Below are 23649 nucleotides of genomic sequence, written 5' to 3'. Positions count from 1 at the left end.
TGCCTGCTCCATCCGTTTTTATTTACTACGGAGATTTACCAGAAAGGTAACAAAAAATTTGAAGGAAAAAAAAGCATCCTCAATAATGGATAGTATGACCTTTTTTAAAAGAATTCACAAAGCATACGGAAATGAATCCGATACGGTTCAGGAAAAAGCCATTACTCTTTATCTGATCAACCTAATTCTCGGTTCCTGTTTTCTCATTTTTACGGCGATCCGCCTTTTGCGGGGGGATCTTATCGTCGCGGCCGGCGAAGCTCTGGTAACGGTTTTTCTCCTGCTCAATATTCTGGCCCTGTACCGCGGGGCATACCGTTTCAGCAGCAATGTCAGTCTGGTGATTTTCGTCGCCGCGGCATTCGGTATATTTCTGCTACAGGAACATCATGAGCTGAATGACCTTTATATTTACTCCACCTATATGATTTCTGTTATCTGCGTGACTCCTCTGCTTTCTTATCATCTCTGGCAAATGATAGTTGTCGTAATCGTAGGAGGGGTAGGGCAGATCCTTCTGTTTTTCTTCAAATTTCTGTCTATGGCGCAGCAGGCCGGCGAAACAGGTATTCTCGGGAAATTGCTTATATCCGTTATGTTTCTCATAATGGCGGGGTCTTTTGCTGTCATGGTTTTCCGCATGCAATTGAGAACCATTAAAGCCGTGCAGAATGAGAAAATCAAAACCGAAGAGAGTTACAGCCGCCTCAACGCTCTGGTCGATTCCATGAAATCTTCCTTTAATGTGGGGGAAAAACTGCTCCATGCCGCCGAGGAAACGAGCCGCAGTACGGAGAATATCGCATCCAATCTGAAAATGCTCGAGGATATAGCTGACAATCTGACACTGTCGACAGAAGAAGCCGGCCGGGCCAACAGCCAGATTCAGTCTTCCCAGATGGAAGTGAAGCAGAACGGTGTAATGCAGACCGAGGCTATCTCCCGGTCTTCAGGATCAGTTAAGGATATTGTCGAGAGGATCGGCTATATCCATCAATCGGCGGAAGGCAAGATAATAACACTGGAACAGCTCGATCATTCATCGCGAGATGGGGCGGTAAAGCTGGAAAATTCTCTCGATTCCATTCAGAAACTCTCCCGGTCATCTGCGGAGATTCTTGAAGTTATCGAAGTTATCGAGGAAATATCGAGCCGCACCAATCTTCTGGCTATGAATGCCGCCATTGAAGCGGCTCATGCGGGAGAAGCGGGAAGAGGATTTGCCGTTGTCGCCGAGGAGATCCGCAAACTGGCGGAAGAAACCGGTCAGAATTCGGGAGTGATCCGTCAGAGCCTGGAAATGAACTCCCGCCACTTTGAGGAATCCAATCAGGCTTCTCAGGAGCTGAAAGCTGTTTTCGAGACCATAACCCTGCAAATCGGCGATGTCGGAAATTCGCTCAGGGAAATAGTGGAGAGCATGCAATCCCTTTACAGGGGAACTGACACCATTACCGGCTCTGTACGCGATCTCCTGCAGTCCAACGAAAACGTGCAGCAGTCCCTCGCATCAATGGAGGAGGATCTGAGAAAGGGAGATGGAAGCATGCGGAAGATCCGCGAAGAAGTTGAGCGGACCAGAGACAATATCAAAGTGCTGTCACGGCTTGGCCAATCGATTGTCGCTGAAGCGGCTGGACTGAAGAGCATCGGCGTGGAAAATATCGACCAGGTAAGGAAACTGACTCTGGAACTGGAACAGATCAAGTCGTGAATCTTTCATAAAACTCAAGGAACCGGTCAGCGGGAAGGGGCCGGCTGAAATAATAGCCCTGGATGAACCGGCATCCGAGCTCTTTCATTATCCCGATCTGCATTTCTTCCTCGACGCCTTCGGCGATAACATTGAATCCGAAATCCCGGGCAATATTCAGGATAGCCTGGACGAGAGTTTTGTCTCCCCTGTCGTCGTGTATCTCCCGGATGAAAGTTCTGTCGATTTTTATAATATCGAGAGAGAGCTTTTTCAGATAGGTCAGGGATGAGTATCCCGTACCGAAGTCATCGATGGCAAAACGGATCCCTTCTGATCTGAGAGCTGAAATATTGCTGTTAACCCGGTCGAAATTCCCTACCAGAACGTTTTCCGTGATTTCGAGTACAACTGCCGAAGGCGGAACCTCATGACGCTTCAGGCTTTCCAGAATGGTTTTGTGAAAGTCTTTCTGCTGAAGCTGGAGAACGCTTAGGTTAATAGATACGTAGTCGAGATTCACAGAACCTTTTTTCAACCACTCTCCGTATATTCTGCAAATCTCCTCTATAAGCCATTCGCCGATATCGAGAGTCTGTCCGGTTTCTTCTGCAAGAGGAATAAACTCTGCCGGAGAAATGTTTCCCAGAGATGGATGAAACCATCGGAGAAGGGCCTCGGCTCCGCAGACGCTTTCCACATCATTATCTATCTTGATGATGGGCTGAAAGTAGGGAATCAGCTCGGAGTTTCCAACTGCCAGCCTGAGATAGTTTTCCAATGCCACTCTTTTTTTCATGGATTGATTTATCACCTCATTAAAATAATGGGTGGAGCTCCTGCCTTCCTTCTTAGCTTCGTACATAGCTGTATCGGCGTTTTTCAGTAAAGTTTCAATATCCTTGTCTTTTCCCGAGAAAAGGACGATTCCGACGCTTGTGGACGTGTGGAGTAATTTGTTGTTTATATTGAAAGGCTCAGTCAGGCAGTGGTGGACTTTGTCGGCTACCAGTCCGGCGGCAGCTATGCTGGCCGTTTCCGATTCTCTGAGCTTATTGAGGATGATTACGAACTCGTCTCCTCCAATTCTCGATACGGTATCTTCATTGCGGAGCAGGTCTCTGATCCGCAATGAGGCTTCGATCAGAAGCAGATCGCCTGTTTCGTGGCCGAGAGAATCATTTATGCTTTTAAAATTGTCCAGATCGAGAAACAGAATGGCTCCGTAGTAATTCCCTCTTCCCGCCTGCAGGAGAGCCTGTTTCAGTCTGTCTTTCAGAAGAAGCCTGTTGGGCAGTCCCGTCAGGTTGTCATGGTAGGCCATATAAGTCATTTTTTCTTCGATTATGTGGAATTCGCTTCTGTTCTGGACAATTCCCACAGCTCCTTTGATCTTGCCCTGCTCGTCTCTGAGAGGCGAACAGCTGATATTGACCCAGAGCTCTTTACCGGAAATCGTCGAGTTGTAATACCCCTCGTATGTGCCCGGTTCTCCAGAGAATAAAGGCTTTTTTAAAACGGGAATTATCTTTTTGTCATTGAGGTTGTGCATGTCGAGTTTCAGGAGCTTTTCCCGGGGAGCGTTGAGCAGTACGGCGAAAGCATCGTTACATTCCGATATGGTCAAAGATTGATCGTAATAAAAAATCCCCGTAGGAGCGTTTTCAAAAATGGAGCGGAAACGCTCTTCACTGTCTTTCAGCTCCTCAATGATTATCATCTGCGATTCTTCGAAGGAGAGATTGCTGACTATCAGCCTGTTGATCCTGATCGCCACAAAAATGATAAGAACAAAGAAAATGCCCAGGAAAATTCCAATGATACTGTATTCGTCCGATCGGAAGAGAAGAACTCTCACCATTAAAGGCACTATCATAATGGTGATGAATGTAATCAGGAGACGGCGATCACTGGCAAGCGATGTAATCCCTGCTATGATTATTCCCAGAATAGTAATGACAAGCAGAAAATTGTTCAGAGCTTCCGGTCCGAAAATAATGAAACCGGCCCCGCCCCATAAGGCGGAAGAGATGACCATTCCTATAAAATTCGATATATAAAAGAACTTGAGGTGCCTGTGTGAATCTCTTTTATATAACATATATGTGGTCTGCCTGAGCAGCGTTATGGCAATAAGAATTCCGTACCATATGAAAAGTGATCTCCGGGGAACTATGTCTTTCAGATAAAAGATGTTAATGGATCCGACAAGAAGCGCGGCATGGATTACAAGAGGCAGCTGACTGAATAGAAGATCCATGCGGCGTTTTAACATCTCCGGATTGTTTTCACCGGCAAAACGAACACTTTTTTTCGTAGGAATTCCCCTTTTTTTCTTATTCTATACTATTATTAAACTATATTGTCCGCAATCAATCAAATAAATGATTTTTACAAGGAGAGTGAAATGTCTATTAAAGGAACAGAAACGGAAAAAAATCTGCTGAAAGCTTTCGCAGGAGAGTCTCAGGCAAGAAACCGCTACACCTACTTTGCAGGGGCTGCAAGAAAAGAGGGGCTGGTTCAGATTGCCGATATCTTCGAAGAAACGGCCGATCAGGAAAAAGAGCACGCTAAGAGATTTTTTAAATTCCTTGAAGGCGGTATGACTGAGATCACAGCGGCGTTCCCCGCAGGTGTTATCGGTTCGACAGCAGAAAACCTGAAAGCTGCCGCCGGCGGCGAGCATGAAGAGTGGACCGATCTTTACCCCGCTTTCGCCGCAAAGGCCAGAGAGGAAGGTTTTGAAAATGTCGCCAAGGTTTTCGAAGCTGTATGTATTGCAGAAAAACAGCATGAAAAACGGTATCTCGGTCTTCTGAAAAACGTAGAAGAAGGTACCGTATTCAAGAAATCAGAATCCGTATGGTGGCGATGCCGCAACTGCGGTTATATCGTGGAAGCTGCCGAAGCTCCCAAAGCCTGTCCAGCCTGTGCCCATCCTCAGGCACACTTCGAGCTGCTTGCTGAAAACTGGTAAAAAAACACCAGGTACGAAGCGAATGATCGCATAAACCGGAGCCGGGCTTTATCTGAAGCCTGATCCGGGTTTTTTTATTTGAAAATGATCCTATGAAAGTTCCGATTCCTCTATCTCTCTGTTTTTTTTGTATTTTCTGTGGGACAGGAATAACATGATTCCTATGAGCGGTATGACCGCTATAGCTATGATGTTCCCGCTGAAAAGCTGATAGAGATAGAACCTCGCATGGTGACCGCCGTCGGTAAATGCCGATATGAGCTGGCCCTCCCCGAATGCCATTCCTGTTCCCACCGACAGATTGGTGTAGAGTTCCGCCATGGAATCGGAGATCAGAATATAGGTGATGACTATGGGAATCCCCGTCAGCACGCTGCGTATAACATTCCCCCGACTGATTAGAACTGTAACGGAAATCACCGAGATCAGGTTGGGCAGGTCCCCCAGCGGCAGTATTCTGTTTCCCGGAATTATCAGAGCGATAATAAGAGCCAGTGGCATGAGAATCAATCCCGAAACAATAACGGAGCGGTTGTTCATGAGAATGCCGGTGTCGACGGCTACATACAACTCCGATTTTCCTGAAAATCGGGCTTGAATTTTATCCTTCATGGCATTGGATACAGGCGTTATCCCTTCGCCGATCAGACCACCGCATTTGGGAAGGAGGAACATGACAGCCGCAATATGGATTCCCAGCTCCAGAATGTCTTTTACGCTGTACTTCGCCGCCGCTCCCAGAAGGACTCCCATTAAAAAACCTATAATGGTAGGGTCGGCCATATGCTTCCATTTCGAATCGTTGTCCTGGGGATTGAAATTCCAGTTTCTAAGCCCGGGAATCCTCTCGTAGAGCCGGTCCATCAGTTCGGCGAAGGGAAGCAGGCCGATTACTGAAATGGGAGAGATGGTAACGCCGTCGATACCGGTCTCTCTCTTGACATAAGGGGCTGTCCAGTCGGCAGTTTTAATTGTATAGACAGCAATGAGAATAATCGCGGAAAAAGCAATAATGTAATTATCTGAAACAGCCAGCAGAATCGCGCCTATCAGAGCCATATGCCAGAAATTCCAGATATCGATGTAAATGGTGCGGCTCAGTTTTGTCGCCAGCATGATAATGTTTATTGCTATGACCAGCGGAATGGTCAGAGGGGCGATGGAGGAACTCCATGTGATTGCCGCCAGAGGTGGCCAGCCCACATCCAGGACGGGGAAGTCGAGTCCTCTTTCCACCATGATCATCTGAACCGCCGGTTGAATGTTCTCCACGAAAAAGGAAAATACAATAAAAACGCCGGCAAAACCTGTGCCGAGCTGAAGTGCCGACCGCAGGAGGGGGCCGATTTTCATTCTTATTATCAATCCGATTATGAGGATAAAAACCGGAAGCATTACATAAGCTTTAAACTGGAAAAATGCCTCCAGCATGTTGTTGAGAGTTTCCATTTACCTTACCTCGTATCCTACGACGACTTTATGGATGGATTGTACGGAATCGGATGTCTGCTTTCCAAGCTGATTCATCCGGTTCATGGCTTCCTGCACTTCGTCGAGGCTTCTTTTTACGGATTGAACAGTAACTCTCGTCTTGCCGAAGCTTTCGGAGAATTGCCGGAAAACATCGACAAACTGTTCCAGATTGACTTTAACATCGGAGGATCGGCCGGTCAATCCGCTCATGTTCCGGTCCATCTGCTCCATACTGCCGTTCAATCCGGCAAAGCTTGTTTGTATTGACGTCAGGAACTCTCCCAGCTGCAGGGAAAGAGTGGACAGATTGCTTATTTTCCCGATCATGGATTTGAGACTTTTTTCCGTGCGGGTCGAAGATTCGGTTGTTGCGTTAATCGCTTCGGTCATGTCCTGAAGAGATGAGTTGATATTGTTGGAGTTTTTCTGTGTTTCTTCAGCCAGCTTCCTGATTTCGCCGGCCACGACAGCGAACCCCCGTCCCGACTGGCCTGCATGGGCCGCTTCGATGGAAGCGTTCATGGCCAGAAGATTGGTTTTCTGAGCCACATCGTCGATCAAGCCGGTCGTCGATTCGATTATCATCGTCGATTTGTTCAGCGATTCTACATTGGCAATGGTGCTGACCATAGATCTCTCCGCCTCCTGAGCGGAACTCTGAACGTTCTCGAACTGGGAAATCAGATGGGATAGTTTCGCCAGTTCCTCTTTGATTCCCCGTGAAATATTCTCATTTTCGCTGTTCAGCGTACCATAGACCTGACGCTGCTCATTAAGCTGTTCTTCCAGTTTTCCGAAAAAATCCGCCGTATCCGTGCTGCTCTGTGAAATCTTATCCAGAGAACCCTCGAGGCTGTTCGTATTCTGTTCCACCGAACCGGTCATCTGAGCGACTCGGTCGAGCTGAAGGCTGTTGTTTTTTATTACCCGGGCCAGCTCCATGTTCATATGTTCCGAGTTTTCTCCCGTAATCTGTATTTTCCTTACAAGGTCGGAAAAACCCTCTATGAACTGGCTGAACTGATTGAATACATAGCCTATTTCATCTCTCACAGAGACATTAAACTCGATCTGCAGGTTGCCTTTTCCTTCAGAAATGCTCTTAAAGAGCTCGGTAAAGGCCTCAATCATGGTTTTAATGGGATTCACAACCGCTTTAATGGTCAGAAGAAGATTGATAAGGGAAATTGAAAAAACCAGCAGTGCCGCAATCGATGATTTGAATAGAAACACCTGAACTATGGATTCGGCTGGGACTTTGTATACGAGGCTCATTCCGGCAATGAAAAGCGTCAGCATACCGCCGAAGAGATTGAGGAGAAAGGTAATGAAGAGCTTTGAACTCAAAGGCATAAATCTGTATTTTTCCGCCGGCAGAGGCAGTTCCCTGCTGTAGTTTTCCACAGTTCTCAGATACAGGAGAAAAAAGGGTATGGAGAAAAGCAGAATCAGCGGGATACCGAGCAATTCCGCCAGCATATATTCAAACCGGTCCAGAAAAGGATTGTTGAGAGTCTGCCCCAGAAGTGCGACATTGGGGCCGACAATACAGTAAAAGGTCATGGACAGGAGAAAAATGAAAGGCATGCGGTATACAGCTTTCTGGGCCCTTTCCTCCCCTGTCTTTTCATCGATGAATGTATCAATCTTCCGGATTTCCCGGTACATGATGAAAGTGACAGCACCAATAATCAGTATGACGTAAATCCAGATGTAGGGCGATAGCATGATTCTTATCAGCTCTCCGGCCGACCAGATTTCAAAATAGAGCCCTGCCGACAGCCAAACGACCGGCGGAACCATAAATCCGATCCAGAGCCATCGGAATATTTTCAGATGCTTTTTGTTCACAATTACCATTTCCTTATATGTATATTCATAAGTTATAATGAAGAAAAAGACAAAATATTGAAACCTGAATATAAGCAGAAGCCTATATTTTTGGTTTTTTTGATAAAAGATATTATATTTCTGTACATAGATTTACTTCGGAGAGGTCCAATATGCCCCGTCATAAGAAGATAAGGAGAAACCGGTCCCGGTTTCTTGTTTTCAATGTATTGAAAATGACTTTTTTTATACCCCTTACTATCCTTTTTCTCACGGGATTGGACGGGCCTGCCATGAGAGACGCTCTTGAGAGAAGCTTCGACAGCTTTTCGGGGAGAGCAACCGGCGGCACATTATGGATGCTTCTCCTCCTTTTCAATATCCTGATCTATTTTTTCCTGAAACCGGTTTTTCTCTTCAACCGCGAATGCCGCCATACCGCTGCGCCTGATCGCTTTATGCGAAAAAAAGCCGCTATAATATACAACTGGCTGCTTCCCTTTGTTATTTTTCTCTCCATTGCTTTCTTCTTAACAGGCGCCGGTCTTCAATACGGAAACATGATCGGGTCGATGAAAGACTCGGGCACAACCGTTCCGTTTCTCGTCCGTATCCTCGAATCTGTTTCCACTGGTTTTTTTACAGGAGTGATTCTCTATCTCAATCTGGAAAATCTGCTTTTTCCCGCAAAAAAGCTTATCTTCACCGATCAATGTGAAGTCCATCAGAAGTATTCTTCTTTTTATACCAAACTGATTTTGTCCATGACGGCTATCGTCTTTTTTCTGTTCTTTCAGATTTTCAATTCGCTGGCCAGTTTTTATCTAATCGGATCTGCTGAAAATATCGATTTGATATCACAGGATAAATTTTGGGAAGGAGCGGATCTGTTTCGCATGACGGGAGAGCACGAAGGGCTTCAGGATCTTATCCGGGTGCTGTTTGCCAAGATTATTCTCTTCTGTTTTTATGTCTTCCATATTCTCCGCCAGATTAAAAAGACCTTTAAGAATCCTCTCGATACTGTCCGGGAAAAACTGGAAGCTCTCAATACTGATGTTCCCGAGCTCAGTCGTCAGATCGATATTGTCAATAACGATGAGTTTTCGGCCATTTACAGCGAAATAAACAAACTGATCGATAAACAGAACCTTCTGCTCAAGAGTTCCGAGGAGAAGCTTGAGAAAATCGTAGAGTACGCCGCCGATCCCATCATCTCCTTCCATGAAAATGGAGAAATCCACGTTTTTAATCCTGCTGCTGAAGAGTTTTTCGGTTACGGGGCAGATGAGATGACCGATGTGAATATGATAGATCTTATTGCGCTGCCCGATTCGGTCCGCGAGACGTGCAGGACGGACAGTAAGTCTTTTACCGATTACATCATTAATAGAGACAGGAAAATAAAGCGCTTTACAGGCGTTCATAAATCGGGAAAGGCTTTGCCTTTTGAAGCTAATGTCAGCATTAGCGAAACTTCCCATGGACTGCATTTCACAGCGATTATCCGCGATGTGGCTGGGCAGATCGAATTCGAAGAGACGCTGAAGGAAGCCCGCGTCCAGGCTGAAAACGCCAATCGCATGAAGAGCGAGTTTCTCGCTAATATGAGCCATGAGCTGAGAACGCCTCTCAATGCGGTGCTCGGGTTCACGCAGCTGCTCAGTACCGATAAAAATCTGACCGATGGACAGCTGGAAAAAATCAATACCATTTCCCGCAGCGGCGAACACCTTCTGGCTCTTATTAATGATATTCTTGATATTTCCAAAATAGAATCGGGTAAAACGGAAGTGCACGAAACTGTGTTCGACCTCAACCGTTTTGTGGAAGACCTTAAGGATATGTTTATTCTCAAATGCAAATCCAAGGGACTGTCGTTCTATGTGGAATATGCCGGAGATATTCCCCCTTATGTCATCGGGGATCTGGGAAAGCTGCGCCAGATCATGATCAATATCATCGGCAATGCGGTTAAATTCACTTCCGAAGGGGGGATCAGTATTCTCGTGGGCGAGGAAAAAGGCCGCATCCGCTTTTCGGTCAACGATACGGGTAAGGGTATTCCTTCAGAGGAAATCGGAAGAATCCTTCAGCCCTTTATGCAGTCCTCCAATGTGGACCATGAGGGGGGGACTGGCCTCGGCCTGGCGATAACCAACAGTTTCATAAATCTCTTGGGCGGGAAACTCGATATTCAGAGCGAAGCGGGAAGCGGCAGCACATTCTCATTCGATCTGCCTCTCAAGGTATCAGAAGAAGCTCCGGAAGAGGAAGTGAGCCTCGGCAAAGTACTGGCCGTTAAGGGAAACCGGGTTGTCAAAGCCCTGATCGTCGATGACAAGGTTAACAACCGCCTGATTCTCAAAACCATGCTGGAAAATGTCGGTTTTATAACTATGGAAGCTCAAAATGGCCAGGAAGCTGTTGAGCGCACTGTCGAATTCGATCCCGCCATGATTTTTATGGATATCAAAATGCCTGTGATGGACGGATACGAAGCCGTCGGCATAATAAAAAACACGGAACAGGGAAAGAAAATCACCATCTTCGCCCTGACCGCCAGCGCTTTCCGTCACGACGAACAGAAAATCTTCCAATCGGGCTTTGACGGATTCCTCCCCAAACCCTTCAAACTGGAATCTCTCTACAAAATCATCGCCGATAAAACCGATGTGGATTTTGAATATGACAAAGCCGCGCCAGGGGAGGCCGTGAAGCAGGCCGATCCCGATAAGCTCGACTTTGACCGGATCGCAGGATTGCTGACCGAAGAAGAGCTACAGGCCTTAGACGATATAATTCTGATTAACGACTTTACCGCTCTTAAGAAGCAGGCTTCGGCCTTTGCCGACAGGGACGGGCTGGCCGATCTGGTTGCAATCCTTATCAGATATGCGGATAATTTTAATGACGCCGGTCTGGAAAATCTCATTGAAGAAATAAGGAACAGAAAAAATGGCTGAAGAGAAATCGCGCATCCTCATCGTTGATGATATCGAGGAAAACCTCCGGGTTCTGACCGAAACGCTCACCGAAGAGGGGTTTTATCCCCTTCAGGCTAAAAGCGGCGAAAGAGCCATAGCCATAGCGAAAAAAGCGCAGCCCGATCTGATTCTTCTCGATATCAAAATGCCCGGTATGGATGGGTACGAGACTATCGACAGACTGAAAAGTGATCCCGATACGGCTCCGATTCCCGTCATCTTCATATCCGCCCTCAACCAGATTGAAGATAAAGTGAGGGGTTTTACAGCCGGTGCTGTGGACTACGTTTCCAAACCTTTTCAGAAAGAGGAAGTGATCGCCAGGGTCGGTACTCATCTCAGTCTGCGCCAGGCCCTCCGCAATGTGGAAATCGAGCGGGAGAAATCAGAGAAGCTCCTGCTAAATATTCTGCCCGAATCGGTGGCCCGGGAATTGAAGGATACGGGAGTCAGCAAACCGCAGCGCTTTGACAATGTCACTTTTTTCTTTTCCGATTTCGTAGGCTTTACCGGCATGTCGGCGGAAGTTGAGCCCGAGGAGCTGATCGAACAGCTGAACGAGCTCTTTACGGAATTTGACAATATTATGGAGAGAAATAACTGCGAGCGTATCAAAACCATCGGCGATGCCTATCTGGCGGTCTGCGGAATCCCCGAAGCCGATTCCCGTCACGGGGAAAATATTATTAAGGCGTCGCAGGAAATCATCTCCTACCTAGATTCCTACCGGCAGGAAACGGGACGTCAGTGGCGGGTGCGGATCGGCATTCACAGCGGAAACGCCGTGGGGGCGATCGTCGGCACGAAAAAATATATCTACGATGTTTTCGGCGATTCGGTGAATACGGCGTCAAGGATGGAATCGAATTCCGAACCGGGTCGGATTAATATTTCAGAAACCACATACGAGCTGGTTAAGGACCGCTTTGATTTCGAGGAAAGGGAACCGATCATGGTCAAAGGGAAAGGCTCGATGAACATGTTCTTTCTCAAATAGCCTTCCCTTGTATTTTTCTCCCGATTATGTTAATTCTTCACAGACCTGAGCCGCGTTTTTCCGTAATTGCGGCTTTCAAAAACTGGAGACTCCTATTAAAACTCAAACAAAGCATCATCTCATTCCCGGGCATATACCCTTTGATGTAAAGAAAAGTCCCTTTTATTATGGATGGATTATACTGGCCGCCGGAGCGCTCGGCGTGCTTTTCAGCATACCCGGCCAGACCATGGGCGTTTCCGTTTATACCGATCATCTGATTGCCAATCTGGGGCTGAGCCGTATTGATATTTCCACGGCATACATGATAGGAACGCTGTCCAGTTCGCTCCTTATGACAAGAGCCGGTATTTTTTACGATAAATTCGGCGCCCGGGTCGCAGCCGCCGGCTCGGCTTTTTTCCTCGGCCTGTTTCTTATTCTTCTTTCCCGGAGTCTGTGGCTGACTGAATCGATCAGCTCCCTGACGGGACTGCCTGAGAGGGGTACGGCTTTTGCCTTAATGATTTTCGGTTTTCTCGGTATCCGTTTTTTCGGTCAGGGGGTTCTGACTCTCGTCTCCCGGGGGATGGTCATGCGCTGGTTTGAAACACATAGAGGATTCGCCGCCGCCCTGATGGGCATCGTCACGTCTTTTGGATTTTCCTATGCGCCGCGGGTTCTCCAGGCTCTTATCGATTTGTCCTCCTGGCAACGGTCCTGGCTTGTTCTGGGGGTGGTTCTTGTTGCGGCCATCGTTCCCTTTATCCTTTTCATTTTCCGTGACAGCCCCGAAGACTGTTCCGTGGAAATGGAAGAAGGGGTGAGACTCAGAACAGGAATAGCCGGAAGAGAAAGCTCTCCTGTAAGGAATTACACACTAGAAGAAGCCAGAAAGGATCCGCAGCTCTGGTTTTATATGGCCATTCTCTTTTTCTGGGCACTTTACAATACGGCTTTCACCTTTCATGTCACATCCATCTTCGGTTCGCTGGGAATGAATACGGCTGAAGCCGTGGCCATATTTCTGCCTATCTCCGTCATTTCCGTATTCGCCCGTTTCGGAGGAAGCTGGGCCAGTGACCTGATTAAGATGAAATATATCTTTTACATCTTCACAATTTCCACCTTTTTCGCCGGGCTGGCCATTTCTCTTCCCTGGAACGGTCTGTCGTTCTTTCTTCTTCTCGCCGGTATGGGGGTGGCCAACGGTTTGTTCGGCGTCATCACATCGGTCACCTGGCCGAAGCTATACGGAAGGGAGCATCTGGGAGCCATATCTGGCATGGCCATGAGCTTTATGGTGGCCGGAAGCGCTCTGGGTCCCTGGATTTTCAGTTTTATGGAGAGCCTCTGGGGGCATTACCGTTACACCGGGTGGTTCGGTATGGGCTTCGCCTTACTCATCGCTCTGACGAGTTTTCCCGTACTGGTCAAAGCTGAGAGAACTACACCTTAAACCAGTGGCTTCCCTCTATCAGCTGGTTCAATTCGGACCGGCTGATCCTGAGGGTTTCCCGCATCTGTGAGAAATTTTCTCCTATCTCCCTGTTGCCCTCGTAAACTTCAGTCAGCGCTTCCTTTACTTTCATGCTGATATCTTTCAATTCCATAAATGTTTCCGAAACGGTCGCGTTACCCAGTTCCAGGTTTTCCCGGCTAATATTAACCGAATTGCTGATTTCTCTCAGGTGAACCATGGACCGGCTGATCTGGGCTGATCCGCTTTCCTGCTCTTTCATGGCGTTGGATATATGCTCGACGATCGTGCTGACTCGACCTACCGAATCGTGGATTTCCGAGAATACAGTGCCCGCGTGGCTGCTGGAATCGGTTACCTCGTCTATAAAGGATTTTATTTCCTTAAGCCGGGCCGCCATCTCCCTGGACTGGGAGGAAGACTGCTCGGCCAGCTTTCTGATTTCATCGGCAACCACGGCGAATCCCCGTCCGGAGCTACCTGCATGGGCGGCTTCGATAGCGGCATTCATGGCAAGCAGATTTGTCTGTGAGGCGATATTGTTGATGACTTTGTTCGCTTCCATAAGATAACCGGAATTTTCCGCCATCTTTATTGCCGTGCCGATAACCGAGTCTATTTTTTCTTTCCCGCTGTTTGTATCGCTGACCAGATGGCTGACTTCCTCTTCGGCGCTGAAGGTCATTTTCCGGATGGAAGCCGATGAAACCATCATCTGTTCGATGGCCGATGCGCTTTCCTCCACAGAGCCGGTCTGGCTGAAGATGTCCTCTTTCAGTTTCGAAACCCCTTCCTGCATAATCCCGATGACGCGCTCCGTTTCTTCCACATGGGACAGCTGGGCATTCATTCTCTCTTCCGTCGATGTTATATTCCCGTTGATCTGTGTCAGGGCGGCGCCGGTGCTTTTGGCGATCCGGTCCACCGTTTCATCAATAGAGCTCAGGCGGTTCATTTTTGACCAGAGATCGTTGAGCAGATTTCTGAGATTGACAATAAGGGTGTTGATTCCCCTGTTGATGTCGCCCAGCTCGTCCTTTCTGACGACGGCGATCTCTCTAGTCAGGTCTCCTGTCGAAAGAGGCTGGAGGCCTGAGATGGTTTTGCCGATGGGACGGCTCAGCCTCAGGGAATAGATCCAGGCGAATATCAGGCCTGAGACAAAAACGGCTGCCGCATATATGAGAAAGCGGTAGCCTATCGCTATGGATCTGTCGATATGTTCATGCAGGACATCGACCGTATAGTGGTTGATCGAAAAATCAAGCAGTTCGGACAGCCTCTTTTCCGTCTCTCTGTAGACATCTCCCGTTCCTTCATCCCTGATCTGAAAACTGATCTGATTGATGACAATTTCCCTGGGCAGTCCGGCTTTCAGCCGCCCTTTGGCATTGGGAATGACCCTGTTTATAATGACATAAAAGTCTTCATTGCTCTTAAGAAAGGCCTGATAAAGCGATTCCTCTTCTTCCGATTTGGGATAATCTTTAATACTTCTGAGCGACCAGGTATAAAGCTTTTCGGCACCTGCCAGGTCTTTGAATATGATATCGTAGTCTTTCTGTTCGTTGAAGGGATTGAGAAGCTGGTTGAGACCGCTGATCAGCTTCTGCTGGCTGTACCTGAGGTTTTCCAGTTCGACAATATAGGGGACAATTTCTCCATAGGAGGTGAACTGTTCCGCCTGTTTTCGCGTAGTGCTGGTGCCTACCAATCCCAGAAGCAGTATCGCGCCTGCCAGAATGGTCGGTCCGAGAAGCAGTTTCGTTCTGAGACGTAAAGCCATGAGATAATCCTTTCCGATTCAAGTTGCTACTTTTTTATATAGGCTTATCCTATGATTATCCGGTTAGGAATCCGTTAGCGTCCTGTTGGTTTATTATTAATTGAAAACCGCCCTGCGAATCTGAAAAAGGATATCCTGAAAACCGGATTTGAAACTCAACATCAGGCTTCCAGTCTCGACGGCAGGGCGGTGATTTTTTAGTTTAATTCGACGTGTTTGTTCGTCTTTGAGTAGACGATGCACTCGCAGATATTGGTGACTCTGTCTCCGATCCGCTCGAGATAGCGATTGAGGAAGAGCAGGGGAACCAGATTCTCCGCTTTGTAGGGTTTTTCTTTGATCACGTCTATCAGCTTGTCGTAGAGCGCATAATACTTCTGATCGATAAAATTGTCTCTTTCGGCAATTTCCTTTGCCCAGGCCGAGTCCAGCTCGAGAAAAGACTCAAGGGCTTCCTTGACCATCTGACAGCCGAAATCGTTCATTTCCTGAAGAGTAGGCCCGGCGATTTTCAATCCTTCCGTGCTGACCTTTCCGGCTCTTTTGGCCATGTGCTTGGCATGGTCTCCCAGCCGTTCCAGCTCATTGGCGATTTTTATCACCGTCAGGACTTCCCTCAGTTCCGTAGCGACCGGCGTCTCCTTGGCGATGATCAGGGTGCATTCATCCTCGATCTTCATCTGCATTTCGTCGATTTTCTGGTCTTCTTCTATGACTTCGCTGGCCAGAATCTCATTGGCGTTGAGCAGACTGTCCAGACCTTTATTCAATAATTCCCGGACCATATCCCCCATGGTGATAACGTCCCGGAATACTCTATTCAATTCATTGTGAAAATGGGTTCTGACTTCCATGTTTTTATACAGCTCCTTATTCTTTTTCCTCAGCAGATCTCTCTGGATATCAGCCGAACTTACCGCTGATATATTCTTCGGTTCTTTTGTCTTTCGGATTGAGGAAGAGGTCGTTTGTAACACCGTATTCGACCAGATGCCCCTTCCTGTCATTGTTGACCAGGAAAAAGGCCGTGTAATCGCTGATACGTCCCGCCTGATGCATATTGTGGGTCACAATGGCTATGGTAAAGTTTTCCTTCAATTCGAAGATCAATTCTTCGATCCGTCCGGTCGCAATGGGGTCCAGAGCCGAGGCCGGTTCATCCATCAGAATCACTTCCGGTTCTACTGCGATGGTTCTGGCTATACATAGCCTCTGCTGCTGTCCGCCCGAAAGTCTCATGGCGCTTTGCTTCAGTTTGTCTTTCACTTCATTCCAGAGAGCGGCTTTTTTCAGGGAATTTTCCACCAGCTCATCCATATCGCCTTTGTACCCGTTGATTTTTGCCCCCCAGGCAATGTTTTCATAGATGCTCTTGGGGAAGGGGTTGGGCTTCTGGAACACCATACCGATTCGTCTCCGTACGGCTACGGCATCCACTTTAGCCTGGTTGATATTGATGCCGTCGAAGAGTATTTCGCCTTCAACCTTTGTTTCAGGCAGGAGTTCATTCATTCTGTTTATAGAGCGGAGAACCGTGCTCTTTCCGCAGCCCGAAGGTCCGATCAGGGCTGTAACTTTGTTTTTTTCGAGGTTGAGGTTGACGTTGTCCACTGCGTGAAAATCGCCGTAATATACATTCAGGTCCTTAAGCGAGACTACATAATCCTTTTCGGCAGTACTGTTTTCCATAATTTTCATTTCCATGTTTTCTTCCATTAGAGAGCTCATCAGTTGGCACTCCTTTTCCTGTTTAGTCTGTTTCTGGTGAAAATCGCAAATCCGTTCATCGTCAGCAGCATGGCCAGCAGTACCAGAATCGCGGCGGCTGCGACATGTCTGAATTCGGGCTGCGGCCTCGCAGTCCACTGATATATCTGTATGGGCAGGGTTGTAAACTTCGAGAAAATATTGGAGGGATCGACCGATAGGAAAGTCGAGGCACCGATTACAACGATCGGGGCTGTTTCCCCGATGGCTCTCGAAACGGCCAGAATGGTTCCGGTCAGGATCCTGTCCATTGAATTCGGCAGAACATGGGACCATATTATCTGCCATTTTGTAGCGCCGACTCCGTATCCCGCCTGGCGGAGAGACTGGGGGACGGCCCTGATGGCTTCCTGAGCATTGATGATGATAATCGGCAGGATGAGAAGTCCGAGCGTCAGTCCGGCCGATAGAATGGTTCTTCCGTTGGAAGTCGAAGGATCGTTCAGACCGAAAATAATGCCGCTGGTCAAAGGTCCCATCCAGCGAACGAAAACCGTCAATCCCAGCAGACCGTAAATGATGGAGGGGACGCCGGAGAGGTTATAGATGTTCACCTGAATAAACCGGGTGAATCTGTTATCCGTTGCGTATTCTTCCAGATAAATGGCTGCGCTCACCCCGACAGGGAAGGCAAAGAGAACCGTTATGATTATGATCATAAAACTGCCGATAATGGCTGTTCTGATTCCGGCGAACTCGGGAGTGCTCGACTGCTGTTTTGTCAGAAAATTCCCGTTCAGCCAGGAACGGAACTGAATGTGGCCTCTGGGGTATTCTTCTTTGCAATGGGTAAAAATGGCTTTCTTCCCGAGGATGGATTCCGACAGAGTCCAGCTTTCTATGACTCTCGGCTCAATGATTCTTTCAAAAACAAGAGACATGATCTCTGTTTTCGACCGGTCGGCAAGGGCTTTTTCATTCTCGAAGCGGCGTATCAGCCCTTTCGAGAGGTTCGCTTCCAGAATCCCGATCAGATCTTCTTTCTGAAGTTCGTCCAGATTTCCCGAACTGACAAGTTCTGTCGGTTCTATGGTGTTTTCAATAACCACATAGCCGAAAGCGCCATTGATGATATTGAGCAGCAGCAGAATCAGCATAATGATGCCGATGACAGTTGAAATTGTGAAAACCATATTCCAGCCGCTGCTTATCTTCATGCGGCGTTTCACGTTGTCGGTAAAATCGGTCATTAATCGTAAACCTCCTGATATTTGCGGACCAGTCTGCGGCTGATTATGTTCAGGGTCAGCGTAATGAGAAACAGAAGGAGGCCCAGGGCGAATATGCTGTTGTAGTCAACCGTGTTGTAGCTGATGTCCCCTCCGGAGATCCTGACTATGTAGCCCGTAAGGGTTTCCGCCGCTTCAAAGGGATTAAATGTGAAGTTCGGCCCCGCTCCGGCAGCCAGGGCTACGATCATCGTCTCTCCGACGGCGCGGCTCAGCCCGAGAATAAAAGCGGCGGCTATACCGCTGAATGCGGCGGGAACAACGACGCTCAGGCTCGTTTCCAGTTTTGTCGCGCCTAGTCCGAAGGAAGCTTCCCTGAGAGAGTAGGGAACGGCTTTCAAGGCGTCTTCGGTTATCGAAGTGACCAGTGGGAGAATCAGTATCCCCATAACCAGACCGGCAGAGGCCGTATTGTAGATATCCACGGTATCGGCGCCGAAAATCAGTCTGAGCAACGGCGTCATAAACGTCAGGGCGAAATACCCGTAAACGACTGTGGGAATCCCTGCGAGGATTTCCAGTATCGGCTTCAGGGTTCCCCTTACTTTGTCTGTTGCGTATTCACTCAGATAGATTGCGACGAAAAGTCCCAGGGGCGCCGCCACAGCCATCGCGATAAAACTTGTGGTCAGTGTGGAGTTCAGAAGTGGCCATACGCCGAATTCTTCAATCATGGGCTGCCATTTTGTCGAAGTCAGAAACTCGACTATACTGACTTCCTTGAAAAAGAGAAGTGATTCCTTTCCGAGGATTAAAATAATCCCCAGTGTTATAAAGATACTCACCGCCGCACAGAACAGGAGAAACCACTGAATGAATTTCTCATGATACTTGGGCCTGGGCTTGTACCAGTTCATGTCTATTTCTGCCATTTGATATCCTTTAACAGATCTTTGATTGTCGCTTGTGAAAATATCAGCTGAGTTTTGGTAATTGGTTAATGTATTGTTAGAATTGTGTTAAATCGTCAGGCGGTTTATAATCAAACTTATGATTCATCTTAGAATGCTCTACTATCTACTGACCGGATTTTCATCGATCGGTTTTTGTCTTGTCATAGCAACCTGGCTGAAGAGGGATATGAAAAGGAGAGAGAATTACAGTTTTCTTCTCTTTATTCTTTTCAGTTCGCTTCATTTATTGCTTGTCTTCGGGGATCTCTATTGGTCCCAAATTGTTGCCGGTGACGGAAAAAGAACGGCTTTGCTTTATCTTGCCCGGGATATGAGCCGGATCAGAACGCTTTTATATATTTTCTTTGCCCATACCTTTCTTCCCGCCAGGCTCAGAAAGACTCTCGATTATGTGGTGTTACCTATCGCTGTGACAGGCACTGTCTTTTATTCAACGATGACGCTGACGGCCGCAGTTCTCTATGTCCCTCTGGTTTTATTTATCTCTCTCGGGAACAGGGACAACATCAACAATCGTTACATTCCTCTTCTGCGGTATATGTGCGTTATCTCTCTGGCAACATTTGTTCCGGTTTTTATTGATCTATTGGAATCATTGTTTTACTGGGATTTTTTTCTCTTTATGGATTTTTATCCCCTATGCCTGACGGCATTCGCTGCCGTTTTTCTCATCTCATTAATCAGAAACAGCCATATAGAGAAAAGCCGGATCGCATTTAACAGGGATTCGCTTACAAAAAGGGAAAACGAAATCGTATCAGCAATTCTGAAGGGCGAAACGAACAGGGATATAGCTGAAAAGTATTTTATCGCCGAATCGACTGTAAAAAAGCATATCAATAACATTTTCCGGAAGCTGGAAATCAAAAGCCGTTGGGAATTACTGAAGATTGGGGAAAAATCCACCTGAAGTTCTATATCTGAATTTCATATATGACCCTAGTTTTGAGTCAGGAGGTCTATATGAGACGAAAAGTAATGGCATGGTTATCACTATTATTGGTTTTCATCCTGAACGGCTGTTCCACAATTGAAAGCGGTGAGGATCTGACTGAATTGAATCGGCAGGGACGTTGGGAAGAGGCAAGGTCTGCGGGAATCGGAATTCTCTATCCCCGGTTATCGAGGGGCAGAGAGGAAATCTGCGATATTTACTATAATCTGGTTTACTCTGAAGTCAGATTGAATTTACGCGATGAAGCTAAACTTCACCTAGAGGATTTCAGAGCCTATCTTTTAGAGAACGGTCTGCCGCCTTCCCGGCTCTGGATCGAAAGAGAGCTGGGGAAGCTCGAGGAGGAGCTGAAGGCCAATCCCTGAAAAAGAAGAAGACCGCAGGAATGCGGTCTTCGTTATCATTTCAGCTTTTCTGTGCGAAAGTAATGAATCAGTACATCCCTTCGACAGCTTTCAGCCAGGCCTGTTTTCCGCCGTCCAGAACAATTTCGTTGGCGGGGAAGTAACCGACTCTTGTAATTTCTTCATTGACATAAGTCAGGTAGAAGGCGATGAAAGCGGCAACCTGGGGCTTGGATTTCATAATCTGGGCATCGGAGTAGATGAACAGAGGTCTTGCCAGGGGGTAGGCTGCTGCGTCTACGTTGGCTTTGTTGGGCTCGACACCGTCGATATTGAGGACCGAGAGGATATCTTTGTTTTCAACGTAGTAAGCGTATCCGAAGAAACCGATTCCGTAGGGAGACTCGGAGATACCCTGTACGAGGATGTTATCATCTTCAGACATCTGCAGGTCCGAGGCTCCGAGAAGAGCGGCGGAATCTTTATCGTATACTTCTTCAACAAAGTAGTCGAAAGTTCCCGAGTCCGTTCCGGGGATGAACTTGAGGATTTTTTCATTGGGCCAGCTGGATCTTACATCGCTCCATTTTTCAGCAGTGAAGATTTTAGCCAGTTCTTCCATAGTTACATCTTTAACGAAAGTGTTGTTTTTTGAAACGGTTACGGCAAGGGCGTCTGTTCCCACTCTGAACTCGATGGGGTCTCTTCCGATTTCGGCAGCGGCTGTTCTCTCTTTGTCTTTTATAGGTCTGGATGCGTTGGAGATATCGGTTTCTCCGGCAACGCAGAATCTTTCGAATCCGGCGCCTGAACCGATTGAGTCAACTGTTATGTTGAAGGCGTAACCTTCATCGGCGAATCTTTCAGCCATGGCTTCGGAAAGGGGGAATACTGTGGAAGATCCCGCGGTGATTATGTCTCCGCTTACTTCAAGGGGATTGACTCCGGGAAGAACTCCGTCTTCAGATTCGATAATCCATGCGAATTTTCCATCATCAGCTTTAGCGCCTTCCTGCTGTCCGCCGGCGAATACAGTTGCGGCTACAAGAGCGGCCAGTACCATTGTCAGTGCTTTTTTCATCGTAAAAAACTCCTTTATATATTTGCATTGCAAATTATTCTCTTTTGTTGAACACAAGATAGGGGAGCTATTTTTGGAAAAGATTAGGGTTATGTTAAGAATCAGTTAATTGTAAAAAAAGCTGCCGATCCGGCCGTTCAGGCTTTTTCAGCAGCTTGCATTCAAGAAAATCTTTTTATTCGTAGAGCCAGCAGGCCACTTTATGGCCCGGTTCCACTTCCTTCAGTTCCGGGTATTTCTCCCGGCAGATGTCCTTCGCATGGGGGCAGCGGGGGTGGAAATGGCAGCCCGACGGCGGTTTGATCGGCGAGGGAACATCCCCCATCACCACCTGTTCTTTATTCTCCCGCCCGTGGGGATCGGTCGCGGGGAAAGCGTTGAACAGCGCCTTCGTATAGGGATGCATATGGGTTTTGACCAGTACATCCTTGTCAGCCGTTTCAACGATCTTGCCCAGATACATAACCAGAATCCGTGTGGAGATAAACTCGACGACGGCCAGATCATGGGCGATAAAAATATAGGTGAAGCCGTATTTATCGTGAAGATCCAGGAGCAGGTTGATCACCTGGGCCTGAATTGAAACGTCCAGAGCCGAAACTGCTTCGTCGCAGATTATAAACTCGGGATTGAGCATCAGAGCCCGGGCGATTCCGATTCTCTGTCTCTGGCCTCCGGAAAACTGATGGGGAAACCGTCCTTTGTAGGCGGGGTTGATTCCCACTTCTCTCATAATGGCGTCGATTTTCTCATCGATTTCCTTTTTATCGGTCATGCCGTGAATCTTAAGCGGCTGGGCCAGCAGGTCTCCGACTTTTTTCCGGGGATTGAGAGAAGAGAAGGGATCCTGAAAGACCATCTGCATCTCTTTCCGGAAATCCTTCAGTTCATTTTTATCCAGATCGAATATTTCCGAACCTTTATAGCTTATGGTTCCCTCGGTTTTATGGTTCAAACGCATAATGGTTTTGCCCAGCGTCGACTTTCCGCAGCCCGATTCGCCGACGACACCGAGGATTTCCCCTTTTTTCACTTCAAAGGACAGATCATTGACAGCTTTGACCACTTCCGGTTCGGCCCCGATCCTGTCGCTTTTCAAAGTGAAATAGGTTTTCAGGTTTTTAACTTCCAGTAAATTCTCTTTCATTTTGAAGGCTCCTGATTCTCAAGGTAGTGGCACCAGACCGAATGGTCTTCCCCGATTTTTGTCTCTTCTGGGAAGGTTCCGGAACATTTGGGGCCGGCATTGGGGCACCGGTTTTCAAAGGGACAGCCATCGCCGATTGTCAGCAGATCGGGAATGGTACCTTTTATGGCCTCGAGCCGTTCCGCGTTGCGATATTTCTCGTTGGAGGGAAGAGAGTTGAGCAGCCCAAGCGTATAGGGGTGTTTCGGATTCTCGAACAGGGAGAAAACATCGGCTTCCTCGACTTTTCTGCCGGCATACATAACGACGACCCGGTCCGCCGTTTCCGCTACGACTCCCATATCGTGGGTAATCAGAAGGACGGACATGTTCACGTCTTTTTTCAGATCGGAAATGAGCCGGAGAATCTGCGCCTGAATGGTTACGTCCAGAGCCGTCGTCGGCTCGTCGGCGATGAGCAGTCCCGGTTCCGGAGACGCCAGGGCCATGGCTATCATGGCGCGCTGCCTCATTCCTCCCGACAGCTGATGGGGGTAGTCGTTAATTCTCTTTTCCGCTGCCGGTATCTTAACCAGATTGAGAAGATCGACTGTTCTTTTCAGAGCTTCCTTTTTGGAGATTTTCCGGTGGGTCATAAAGACTTCGGCGATCTGATCTCCGATTTTGAAGACCGGGTTGAGCGAAGTCATGGGTTCCTGAAAGATCATGGATATCTTCTCTCCCCGCAACTTGGCGACTTCTTTGATATCCAGTTTCAGAAGATCCCGTCCTTCGAAAACGACCTTGCCGCTTTCGATGACGCCGGGAGGCATGGGGATCAGCTGGTTGATCGTATGGGCCGTAACCGATTTCCCGCATCCCGATTCTCCGACCAGAGCCAGAGTGTCGCCCTTGCGTATTTTCAGGTTAAGGTCACGGACAGCCCTGACAGTTCCTCTGTGAGTTTTGAAACTGACATTGACATTCTCCATGGATAGGAGCGTTTCATTTGTGTTTGTATTTTTCAT

Annotated in this window: 18 protein-coding genes; 7 read left to right on the top strand and 11 right to left on the bottom strand. The window is 47.7% G+C overall.

Features of this window, described 5'->3' with window-relative positions:
• Positions 1-94 precede the first annotated feature (94 nt).
• Positions 95-1714: a methyl-accepting chemotaxis protein gene (locus HNR50_RS16875; RefSeq protein WP_184747965.1), complete on the top strand. Its 1620-nt coding sequence runs from the start codon at positions 95-97 to the stop codon at positions 1712-1714.
• Here HNR50_RS16875 and HNR50_RS16870 read toward each other — a convergent pair.
• Positions 1704-3968, bottom strand: coding sequence for a putative bifunctional diguanylate cyclase/phosphodiesterase (locus HNR50_RS16870; RefSeq protein WP_184747964.1), 2265 nt, complete (start codon positions 3966-3968; stop codon positions 1704-1706). The genes HNR50_RS16875 and HNR50_RS16870 overlap by 11 nt on opposite strands.
• A 132-nt stretch (positions 3969-4100) precedes the next feature.
• Here HNR50_RS16870 and rbr point away from each other — a divergent pair, with 132 nt between their 5' ends.
• Positions 4101-4673: a rubrerythrin gene (gene rbr, locus HNR50_RS16865; RefSeq protein ID WP_184747963.1), complete on the top strand. Its 573-nt coding sequence runs from the start codon at positions 4101-4103 to the stop codon at positions 4671-4673.
• Between the two features lie 90 nt (positions 4674-4763).
• Here rbr and HNR50_RS16860 read toward each other — a convergent pair whose 3' ends face one another.
• Both HNR50_RS16860 and HNR50_RS22775 read right to left on the bottom strand, forming a co-directional pair.
• Positions 4764-6122, bottom strand: a complete 1359-nt coding sequence (locus HNR50_RS16860; protein ID WP_184747962.1) for a PTS galactitol transporter subunit IIC — start codon at positions 6120-6122, stop codon at positions 4764-4766.
• Complete coding sequence (locus HNR50_RS22775; RefSeq protein WP_184747961.1) at positions 6123-7997, bottom strand: methyl-accepting chemotaxis protein; 1875 nt, start codon at positions 7995-7997, stop codon at positions 6123-6125.
• A gap of 152 nt (positions 7998-8149) precedes the next feature.
• On the opposite strand from HNR50_RS22775, the gene HNR50_RS16850 reads away from it, so the two are divergent.
• The 3 genes from HNR50_RS16850 (at position 8150) to HNR50_RS16840 (ending at position 13398) form a co-directional block, all read left to right on the top strand.
• A complete protein-coding gene (locus tag HNR50_RS16850) occupies positions 8150-10942 on the top strand; it encodes a hybrid sensor histidine kinase/response regulator (protein WP_184747960.1) in 2793 nt (930 codons plus the stop codon).
• Positions 10935-11960, top strand: a complete 1026-nt coding sequence (locus HNR50_RS16845) for an adenylate/guanylate cyclase domain-containing protein (RefSeq protein WP_184747959.1) — start codon at positions 10935-10937, stop codon at positions 11958-11960. The genes HNR50_RS16850 and HNR50_RS16845 overlap by 8 nt, the downstream gene beginning before the upstream one ends.
• 202 nt (positions 11961-12162) lie before the next feature.
• Positions 12163-13398, top strand: coding sequence for an MFS transporter (locus tag HNR50_RS16840; protein ID WP_184747958.1), 1236 nt, complete (start codon positions 12163-12165; stop codon positions 13396-13398).
• Here the strand turns inward: HNR50_RS16840 and HNR50_RS16835 are convergent.
• The 5 genes from HNR50_RS16835 to pstC form a co-directional block, all read right to left on the bottom strand.
• A complete protein-coding gene (locus HNR50_RS16835) occupies positions 13388-15205 on the bottom strand; it encodes a methyl-accepting chemotaxis protein (protein WP_184747957.1) in 1818 nt (605 codons plus the stop codon). The two genes, HNR50_RS16840 and HNR50_RS16835, sit on opposite strands and share 11 nt — an antisense overlap.
• Before the next feature lie 197 nt (positions 15206-15402).
• Positions 15403-16059 (bottom strand): phosphate signaling complex protein PhoU, encoded by a 657-nt coding sequence (gene phoU / locus HNR50_RS16830; protein WP_184747956.1) that lies wholly within the window; start codon positions 16057-16059, stop codon positions 15403-15405.
• Positions 16060-16108: 49 nt separating this feature from the next.
• Positions 16109-16903: a phosphate ABC transporter ATP-binding protein PstB gene (gene pstB, locus HNR50_RS16825; RefSeq protein ID WP_343060219.1), complete on the bottom strand. Its 795-nt coding sequence runs from the start codon at positions 16901-16903 to the stop codon at positions 16109-16111.
• Between the two features lie 29 nt (positions 16904-16932).
• Positions 16933-18162, bottom strand: a complete 1230-nt coding sequence (gene pstA, locus HNR50_RS16820) for a phosphate ABC transporter permease PstA (RefSeq protein ID WP_221439917.1) — start codon at positions 18160-18162, stop codon at positions 16933-16935.
• Positions 18162-19073, bottom strand: a complete 912-nt coding sequence (gene pstC / locus HNR50_RS16815; RefSeq protein ID WP_246434056.1) for a phosphate ABC transporter permease subunit PstC — start codon at positions 19071-19073, stop codon at positions 18162-18164. The genes pstA and pstC overlap by 1 nt, the downstream gene beginning before the upstream one ends.
• A gap of 118 nt (positions 19074-19191) precedes the next feature.
• Here pstC and HNR50_RS16810 point away from each other — a divergent pair, with 118 nt between their 5' ends.
• Both HNR50_RS16810 and HNR50_RS16805 read left to right on the top strand, forming a co-directional pair.
• Positions 19192-20025: a helix-turn-helix domain-containing protein gene (locus HNR50_RS16810; protein WP_184747955.1), complete on the top strand. Its 834-nt coding sequence runs from the start codon at positions 19192-19194 to the stop codon at positions 20023-20025.
• A gap of 53 nt (positions 20026-20078) precedes the next feature.
• Positions 20079-20435, top strand: a complete 357-nt coding sequence (locus tag HNR50_RS16805; protein ID WP_184747954.1) for a hypothetical protein — start codon at positions 20079-20081, stop codon at positions 20433-20435.
• A 67-nt stretch (positions 20436-20502) separates the two neighbouring features.
• Here the strand turns inward: HNR50_RS16805 and HNR50_RS16800 are convergent, their stop codons facing one another.
• From HNR50_RS16800 to HNR50_RS16790, 3 genes are all read right to left on the bottom strand, one after another.
• Positions 20503-21495 (bottom strand): PstS family phosphate ABC transporter substrate-binding protein, encoded by a 993-nt coding sequence (locus HNR50_RS16800; RefSeq protein WP_184747953.1) that lies wholly within the window; start codon positions 21493-21495, stop codon positions 20503-20505.
• Positions 21496-21670: 175 nt separating this feature from the next.
• Complete coding sequence (locus tag HNR50_RS16795; RefSeq protein WP_184747952.1) at positions 21671-22642, bottom strand: ABC transporter ATP-binding protein; 972 nt, start codon at positions 22640-22642, stop codon at positions 21671-21673.
• Positions 22639-23649, bottom strand: coding sequence for an ABC transporter ATP-binding protein (locus tag HNR50_RS16790; RefSeq protein ID WP_184747951.1), 1011 nt, complete (start codon positions 23647-23649; stop codon positions 22639-22641). Before HNR50_RS16790 ends, HNR50_RS16795 begins: the two co-directional genes overlap by 4 nt.

The organism is Spirochaeta isovalerica (assembly GCF_014207565.1).
Lineage (GTDB): Bacteria > Spirochaetota > Spirochaetia > DSM-2461 > DSM-2461 > Spirochaeta_F > Spirochaeta_F isovalerica.
Note: the sequence above shows the minus strand (reverse complement) of the source record. Positions and strands in the feature narration are given on the sequence as shown.